Source organism: Stygiolobus sp. CP850M (assembly GCF_037389425.1).
Lineage (GTDB): Archaea > Thermoproteota > Thermoprotei_A > Sulfolobales > Sulfolobaceae > Stygiolobus.
The window spans coordinates 1-7,896 of record NZ_JBBHKR010000014.1 but is presented as its reverse complement, the minus strand read 5'-3'; the positions used below and the strand labels follow the sequence as shown (position 1 = coordinate 7,896).

Annotated in this window: 8 protein-coding genes and 2 pseudogenes; 3 read left to right on the top strand and 7 right to left on the bottom strand. The window is 33.6% G+C overall.

All coding sequences use genetic code 11. From position 1 onward, the window contains the following. The 3 genes and pseudogenes from WIW89_RS00525 to WIW89_RS00515 all read left to right on the top strand — a co-directional run. A pseudogene (locus tag WIW89_RS00525) lies at positions 1 to 81 on the top strand (IS6 family transposase); the annotation flags it as partial. Positions 82 to 153: 72 nt separating this feature from the next. Continuing rightward, a complete protein-coding gene (locus WIW89_RS00520; RefSeq protein ID WP_337719344.1) occupies positions 154 to 1,080 on the top strand; it encodes an AAA family ATPase in 927 nt (308 codons plus the stop codon). Position 1,081: 1 nt separating this feature from the next. Then, entirely contained in the window at positions 1,082 to 1,603 is a 522-nt protein-coding gene (locus tag WIW89_RS00515; protein WP_337719343.1) for a hypothetical protein, read from the top strand. Between the two features lie 250 nt (positions 1,604 to 1,853). On the opposite strand, the gene WIW89_RS00510 is transcribed toward WIW89_RS00515, so the two are convergent. The 7 genes and pseudogenes from WIW89_RS00510 to WIW89_RS00480 form a co-directional block, all read right to left on the bottom strand. Beyond that, complete coding sequence (locus tag WIW89_RS00510; RefSeq protein ID WP_337719342.1) at positions 1,854 to 2,909, bottom strand: hypothetical protein; 1,056 nt, start codon at positions 2,907 to 2,909, stop codon at positions 1,854 to 1,856. Then, on the bottom strand, positions 2,906 to 3,649 hold the full coding sequence (locus tag WIW89_RS00505; RefSeq protein WP_337719341.1) for an HD domain-containing protein: 744 nt from the start codon (positions 3,647 to 3,649) through the stop codon (positions 2,906 to 2,908). The genes WIW89_RS00510 and WIW89_RS00505 overlap by 4 nt, the downstream gene beginning before the upstream one ends. Beyond that, positions 3,642 to 5,273: a CRISPR-associated helicase Cas3' gene (gene cas3 / locus WIW89_RS00500; RefSeq protein WP_337719340.1), complete on the bottom strand. Its 1,632-nt coding sequence runs from the start codon at positions 5,271 to 5,273 to the stop codon at positions 3,642 to 3,644. The genes WIW89_RS00505 and cas3 overlap by 8 nt, the downstream gene beginning before the upstream one ends. Then, positions 5,270 to 5,971: a type I-A CRISPR-associated protein Cas5a gene (gene cas5a, locus WIW89_RS00495; RefSeq protein ID WP_337719339.1), complete on the bottom strand. Its 702-nt coding sequence runs from the start codon at positions 5,969 to 5,971 to the stop codon at positions 5,270 to 5,272. The genes cas3 and cas5a overlap by 4 nt, the downstream gene beginning before the upstream one ends. After that, positions 5,952 to 6,980, bottom strand: a complete 1,029-nt coding sequence (cas7a, locus tag WIW89_RS00490) for a type I-A CRISPR-associated protein Cas7/Csa2 (RefSeq protein WP_337719338.1) — start codon at positions 6,978 to 6,980, stop codon at positions 5,952 to 5,954. Before cas7a ends, cas5a begins: the two co-directional genes overlap by 20 nt. Beyond that, positions 6,977 to 7,369: a hypothetical protein gene (locus tag WIW89_RS00485; RefSeq protein WP_337719337.1), complete on the bottom strand. Its 393-nt coding sequence runs from the start codon at positions 7,367 to 7,369 to the stop codon at positions 6,977 to 6,979. The genes cas7a and WIW89_RS00485 overlap by 4 nt, the downstream gene beginning before the upstream one ends. 148 nt (positions 7,370 to 7,517) lie before the next feature. Further along, a pseudogene (locus WIW89_RS00480) lies at positions 7,518 to 7,896 on the bottom strand (IS1 family transposase); the annotation flags it as partial.

Genomic DNA, 7,896 nt, shown 5'->3' with positions numbered 1-7,896 from the left:
CTTATCTATAACATCCTTTACTGCCCGGTGTATTTGTTAGATAAGGGGGTGATAATAAATGTAAATATTTCAAATGAGTGAAAATGTTGTCCACACTCAGGCACTCTCTAATAAACGATAAAAATTTAATAAAATGAACGGAAAATGAAATCAATGCCAAAAGTAAAAGTTAGTATTCCAGGGTTAATAGAAGGAAAAATTGAGCTTGAAGGCATTACAATATTAATGGGATCTCCGATGACTGGAAAAACTACCTTACTTAGACTAATATACGACCTGACCTACGTTAAAAAGAATAATGTTATACCTCTAGAGCTATTTTATATAGCGAACGAATTTTTAGAAAAGGGAACGATGGAAATAGCACTGGAGGATCTCAAGATAAAATGTAATAAGGAAGAAACTGAAAACCCAGCGTGTAGAATGTTGTCTAATTCCTCTATTGCTTATAATGCGATTTTATTCCCAAGTGAGATGGAGTATATTATCAAATACAACTACGCTCCTGCCTATTTTGAATCTTACAACGAGTTCATGAATTTAATAAATAAATTAAGAGCGGGCACATCAGGGTATTATAAGATTCCTATACCCGATCTAATTGAGACAGAAATTACAAGCGAAAACTACAGACTTGTTGAAAAAATTAAAAAAGATGATAAAAAATCTATTAGCATTGACATTTCCTCTTCAACGGCAACTAAACTAGGTTTTATAGTTAAGGTCATAGCAAAGGGCCTATTGCCAGACCCCAAAAGCACTATTCTTCTATTTGACGATCCTCAAACCAATATGCATACAGAATATCAGATAAAGCTTGCTTATATTTTAAATAAATTAGCGGAAATTGGATATAAAATATTAGTCACTACGCATGACTTAAACTTCTTAACAATACTCGCTTGTAGCAACTCTATTCCTGAAGTTATGAAACTAGAAAATTTTAATCCACAGGCAAAGAGGCTGTACATAATAGACAATAGTAGACAAATTAAAGAATATAGCCTATTAAGTAGTTCAATTCCAACTTACACGGACACTCTATATAAGTTATACTCGGAATGCATAAAAGTGGAGTAAAATGAGTTGCAACTGTTTATGGCTAATAAATAATCCGAATGTGGTTAACGAACCATTGTTAATCGAGTTTTGTTGTAGTATCCTTCTAAACGATAGAAACGAATTATGCAAAGCAAGACAATATGCTGCCAATATAATCAATAAATGTAGAAGAAATGGCTGTAGTGACTTTGAGTCATGTAATGTTATAAGTAATAATAATGGAAATGATTGTATCATAGAGAAAGATGGAGAAACTATAGAATTTGTTACCGGAGTTGATAAATACGTAATTAAAGATCACATTGAAAACAAACGTCCTAATATTTTGGTAATAAGTGGACCTCCTGCAATTCCCCCAGAGGTATTAATTGATTTATTTAATGTTATAAAGCAAAAAGGGTACGAAATTATCCATAATATTAGCGTATATGAATTATGTAGAAATTTTAAACAATATAAGTCACGTTTTCCCAGTACTAACATCGCAATATTTATTAGCCTAGGTCCACTCACCAGAAACATAATCTGTATCAGCTCATAGAATAAACAAAAAGGTAAAAAAAAAAGTTATTATTAAAAATATTATTTGTTAAATACAGTATTTTTAATCGTATATATTTCGATAGTTTTCAATAAATAAGCTTTAATAAATAAATAGTAAGGTGAATATAATTAATTTCTAATTTAATAATATTATTACTGATACAGTTCAGCTAACACTATCAAGCAATTATCACTACATAGTTACTTTTAATATCTACACTATTGCTAAATTTAACATAAAAAAGAGACTAATCTTTACCTAATTCAATAAATGTATTTGCAAATTTTTCTAGATCTATTCCCTTTGTTACCTTGTTGTTTAATGTGTTAATTCTATTAATAAAGAATGTGATTTCCTTAATTACGCGGTAGTAATCTCCCCCAAAAAGCAAAAATTCGGCTAAGTCGTCAAGTATTGATTGATCTCCATAATCCTTGTTTACTAAAAGCGTTAGAATTTTAGTATAATCTGGAGACATAGACTTTAGCCTTGCTATCTTATCCAGTAATGAAGTGATATCGAAAATTTCTGGCTGTAATGCTCTTTGAAAGTTGCCAGATTTTTCAAGTCTCCAGACTAATGCATCAACTTTACTATCAAACGAATATATCGTTTCTCCGAAGGAAAGGGCATAGACTAGGACAGATTTTAACGTAAGTTCAATATTTATATTTTCGCTCTTACCTTCTACAAACCTCTCTATTAATAATAATTCGTCTCTTTCCATTTCATCTTCAGGTATGAGGGTAGTTAACGTCACGTTTGCATTATTACCGCTTATATATCTAATTATTGCAGTTCCAAATATTAATCCTAAGTTGGATAATGAAAAGCATTTGCCGCAAACTCTATATTCTTTAGTAACAGCGTCATAATTATCTACAGTATATTTGCCGTAAATAAAACCTAACGGTAAGTATAGGTTATATAAGGCCTTTGATTTACTTCTACCTTCCTTATATCTAACCTTATGATCTTCAGTATAGGCCTTTTCAACGTCTTTAATTTCATTTAAACTTTCTGCAAAAGATTTTAACCATGAGTCAGTAACTGATACATTGATATTTGAGTCCAAAATTTTACCCAAATATATTGAATATCTTGCTACATTCGAATTTCTGCTGTATTCTTCTAATTCTTCTTTGATAATTTCAACTGTCTCACCCATTTTAGAAAAGTCTCCGCATATTTCATACCTATCTCCTATTCTTCTAACCTTATCTACATGGAAAAGTTTAACTATACCGTGCATTATTAAAGTGTCAGTAACTATTCCATGACCTGGAGTAGTAATGCACGTCATTTCTCGTCACAGTTTATGTCAGGTAATATTTCAGCACCGGCTTGAGCCATTTTAGTTATCCATGTTCCTTCGTCTTTAGCATCACTTCTATTTAAATTGGCAGCAACTGAATCAACTAACGTTAGGACATGAAGAAAAGCTGACACTTTATTCCTAAAAATTAATGAATTGTCGCTTATTGAGTAAATTATTACACGCTTAACTACTTTAACCACATCTTTTGAGCTAATCCTCTTCAAGATCTCGGTCATCTCTCCTATAGGCAAGTTCTTAACTTTAGGATAATATGGATCTTTACATAATTCACAATATGGCCTTAAATTTCCTTTCCTCTCAGCATTTTCCAGAACTGCTTTTATTGTAGATATAGGCACATACTTCTCCTTAAATTGGCCGGCATAGATACTAAGAATACCACTTTCGTGGTGTAAAAGTACTGCTGAGGAGACTATCATTCTCGCCTCATCTTTCACTAGATTATAAGCAACATATGAGCCTATGACTTCATGCCTAAACATTACCTTATTATGCTTATATTCCTCCAAAAGCTTCCCCGCATCATGAGATAATATGGCGATCTTTACTAAATCGTCTACGTCATCCACACCTACAGCACGCCTTAAGTTTTTTATGTAAAATTTCTTAATGCCTTCCCACACCTTTAGCATGCAGTGAACGTGCTCTAAGTACGTCTCTTTACATTCATTGCCTACGAAATAGGCACAACAAGTCTCACTCATCTTCTTTCACCTCTGGCAAAATTAAACCATTAGAATAGTAATTCTCATTTATTATAACTATCATTTCTGAAGGTAATCCGCTCATATTCGGTTTAACTTCTTTTAGAAAATTCTTACTAAATATATTTGCATTATAAACTTTAGTATTAGATATTAGTTTTTCCAATCTCTTTTCATTATAATTATTTACTAGCGAAATGGAATACTTGGTAGATTTACGTAATAAGAATTCGTTAATCTCTTTACTCAGCTCTTCGTACTTTTTACTCTTTAACATTTTTTCAAATTCTTCCTGAAGTTCTTCAAATTCCTTATTTGTGAGAAGATAAAGTGTAACATAATAAGAAGGTCTTAGATAAACGTCCCTTTCTGGAGGATAAGAATATAAATGTAATTCGTTAAGGTATTCCGCAGAACTAATATAGAAGGACTCTCCTAAAGAGGAAAGTTTATTTATAATTAGATTATCGTAAACTTCGTCTATTAACTGTTGAACCTCGTCCATGTCTCCTATTTTTATAGTATTTAGTTTAGAAACTATATTACTAGTTCTATTCATTACATCCTCATCGTAAGGCAAGGGATTTTTAACATTAAAGATTTCAACGTCTATTTCTTTTTCCCTAACTCTTCCTATTCTCTGTATTAAGCTATCTATAGGAGAGATTTCTGTAATTACTTTCTTAAACTTATAATCTATTCCTACTTCAGCAGTCTGGGTGGTTATTAATATTTTATCTTCTACACCTTCATCCAATTCCTCGATTACCTTATCTTTATCTTCCTTCTTCATTAATGAATGTAAAAGTAAAGCCTTTCCCTTACTTTCACACTTCTCAAAGATTTTCCTAGCTCTCTCTATTGTATTTACAAATATTATCGAACCTTCCTCACATTCAGTGTTATCTATTGTTTCCTTCTTAAAATCGATTTTAGCTACTTTATCTACTTTGGGCTTAGTCAATTCCACCTTTTCGCAACTAAATAATTTAAGAAAAGCTGACGGCAGTGTCGCAGAAGATAACAGTACTGTCCCTCCAGAATTAACTATACTACAGACTATCTTTGATACAATCCTAGGCGCTAAGAAGGCTTGATCTTGAATCAAATGAGCCTCGTCAAGAACTAGATAAGAATTCATTAAAAGGCCTGCAGGCATTGAATACCTCCCGGTTTTATACTCCTTTCCCCAAGTTATAACCCTCTTAGCTAGAAATCCGTAAGCCATTGCATCTATTGTAGTTAAAGTTATATTTGCAGTATATAGGAAAGTCGGCTTTATTACTTCACCGTGGTCACAGCCCACTGTTATCCCTTTCACTAGCTTAGTATAAGTTCCCGCTCTCCTTTTCATTTGACGTAATAATGCGTGAACTGGTTCAACTAAATACATCCTTGAGTCAAACCATTCGCCTCTAATAAACTGATAAAGGTAAGGAGCAAAAATAACTTCAGTTTTACCGAAGCCCGTAGGTGCATTAAGTACTAAAAGGAGACCACCTTTAGCTGAAGAGAACTTATTGTATATTTCTCCCGCAAATTGAACTTGTTCTTTTAATCTCTCTTCGTCAATCTTGGGAGAATGACTCCATTCAATTATCATCTTCTTTAAAAGCTCAATCACCAATTATCACCTTCGGGAAATACAGCATCTGCTGCGCACATAACTTTAGATGTTTTTATCGGCGAAGGTTTTATGGAATACCCCTTAACCTCAACTGGTATATAAAAAGCGGATTTTTTTCCTAACTCATCGAAACCGTCTACTGTAATTTGTTCTCCGCGTGTTTCCTGACTTACTATCTCATTTTTTATCATAACATTAACACCGTCTTCTTTTTCGCATTCCCCAATTTCACTTTCTTTAACGTCTATAACAGAAAGTAATGATTCGGAATCTCCTAGCCTTTCCATTATTTTAACTGCTTCAATTATTGGACTAGGCTTATCGGTTAGAATAAGTATATTCCTTTCTTCCGAAACTACATATTCTCTCACCAAAGCATCGGAAGATGAGAAGAACTCTGCTAACGACTTTGGCATTTTCTTATCTTCAAGCATTCCCCTAACTCTTTTCAGTATTACTGGTGATTTAGAAAAAGTAATTTTTCTAGGGAAATATTCCCTTGCTTTCTTTACAATTTTCCTGGCTAAATTGATACAATCCTCACCCTTGCATTCTCCCAATAACGCTAAACTACTACCTACAGAGCCTACGATGGTCGAAGGCATTAAAAAGATATATGAATAGGAAATTTGATAGGTGTCATATCTCTTTATTGAGAAAAAAGGAATTCTCAATTTAGCTATTATTGCTTCCACTCTCACCACTCACTAGGGCGAGTAATTTTTTAAAGAATTCGTTCAATGAATTAGTTTGCTCAATCCCAGTTTTTTCGAGTTTCTTACAATTCTCACCATAACATAACATTTTAACGTTATTAAATAATTTCATTATGTCAATAGATTTTTCCATATAATCAACGTAACTCCCGTGAATTAAATTAGGAATAGGAGAATCAGATACTGCAGCTAACAATTCTACCGGCCTAGAAATACCTAAAGCTCTAGACTGCTTCGCCCCAACACCAGTAAATAAATATGATGAAGCTAACACTGATGCTTTCTTCCTTAGTTTGATTTCTTCTTTTTCATCACCTTCATCACTGCACACTTTATCATTATTAGCAGTCTCATACATTGGTTTACATACATAATTCAAGTTCATGGAAATATTAAAGCCATAAAGTGGGGATGATGAATACTCATGTTTAAAAATCATTTGTGCTGTATTTTCATTATTACTTGACTTTTGGTTATTAGACTTCTGAGTACTAATAGGATCTATCCTATTATGAGTCTCAGAAAACCTAGTCACAAACTCCAAGACATTAATATCAAATACTGGGGCTGCAAACGAAACCTTAACTAAGCTATCCCTTTTTATCTGCTTTTCTCTCTTTCCCTTCTTGACTATTAAGAACCCGTGAATATCGTTACATAAATCCTTTATTGCCTCGGTTTCACTGCTAGCTTCCTTCAAATTGGACAAAGTAGACTCAACGGTATAACCTCTTAGTCCAATACCTTCTCTACACAACTCATTCAATAAGCGTCCTCCAAGCGATTGATAAGCTTGGGCTAAATATACCGAATGCCAATGCTTTAACGAATTCCCAGTTAGAACTGGTACTTCGTATAATCTATAATCGCCTCCGCTCTCTACGGAGATACGTGCTATAGCGTGAGTATTATAATTTCCCAAATTATCAGAGCCCGTTAGAACTGAAATTTCTGATTCAAATCTACCAGAAATTCTCACGAAAGTCATGACTTACCACCACTTCTAATTATTTGTGAGGTCAAGCGATCGGGTACTATAGAGAGAGAAGTAAAAATCTTCACATAAATAGGTAATTTTTCCTTCTCATTTAAACACCTCATTTCAAACTCCTCTAAATATCTCTCCCAAGCTAACAGCCTCTTGCACACATAACTATCATTACTATTTTGACAGAAATCATTATAAGTTTTTAGAATTATCCTAGAAATCTTACTAAAGTATTCTGCAACCTTCATTGCATCATTACTATATCTAGCCATCTCATCTATTACATCATAACTCTTATCGTAAAGTATGGCAACTCTTGCACTCCTAGAAAGCCGCCTAACAAGTTCCTCACATGTTAAACTCTCTAACTTTTCTTTGGCATTCTCCATACCTATAAATCTTACTAGAGATATTTTAAGCTTTACATTACACATTAGTTCTTACTTAACGAAGCCGGCTACTTCATTTCTTGGTCTCTAGAAATAGAAATTTATTAATATTTAGTAAAAATAATCGAGTGTGGAGATAGTGTCGTCGTTAAGCTACAAATTCTGGGATTAACCTTCTCTCCCATAAGACTAGGGCTATGGAGTACATCATGCTACGAATGCTCCTATTTACTGCCTTCGTTGCTCTCTTGAATCTAATTAGCCTATCCCTTAATGAGGAATGAAAGGACTAGAGGGGTTAACTGGCGAGACTACCGTGTGGTCTTTCAACCAGAAGTACAAGTTATAATCATCGCTCACCCATCTACCCTCTTCAGGCAAATACTTTTTAACCTCAAGGAAAGTCCTCTCATCCCTATCCCCCAAAATGAGGTAAACTCCCAGCTTCGTGTACACGTAACAAGTGAAAACCCACTTGTAAAAAGCCCTAGTATTCTTGTACAAGTAAGTCCACATCTCATCAACAA

Excerpts from the sequence above, each read along its gene's own strand:
- WIW89_RS00515 (WP_337719343.1), top strand. The coding sequence starts at position 1,082 with ATGAGTTGCAACTGTTTATGGCTAATAAATAATCCGAATGTGGTTAAC.
- WIW89_RS00520 (WP_337719344.1), top strand. The coding sequence starts at position 154 with ATGCCAAAAGTAAAAGTTAGTATTCCAGGGTTAATAGAAGGAAAAATT.
- WIW89_RS00485 (WP_337719337.1), bottom strand. The coding sequence starts at position 7,369 with ATGGAGAATGCCAAAGAAAAGTTAGAGAGTTTAACATGTGAGGAACTT.
- WIW89_RS00505 (WP_337719341.1), bottom strand. The coding sequence starts at position 3,649 with ATGAGTGAGACTTGTTGTGCCTATTTCGTAGGCAATGAATGTAAAGAG.
- WIW89_RS00510 (WP_337719342.1), bottom strand. The coding sequence starts at position 2,909 with ATGACGTGCATTACTACTCCAGGTCATGGAATAGTTACTGACACTTTA.
- cas7a (WP_337719338.1), bottom strand. The coding sequence starts at position 6,980 with ATGACTTTCGTGAGAATTTCTGGTAGATTTGAATCAGAAATTTCAGTT.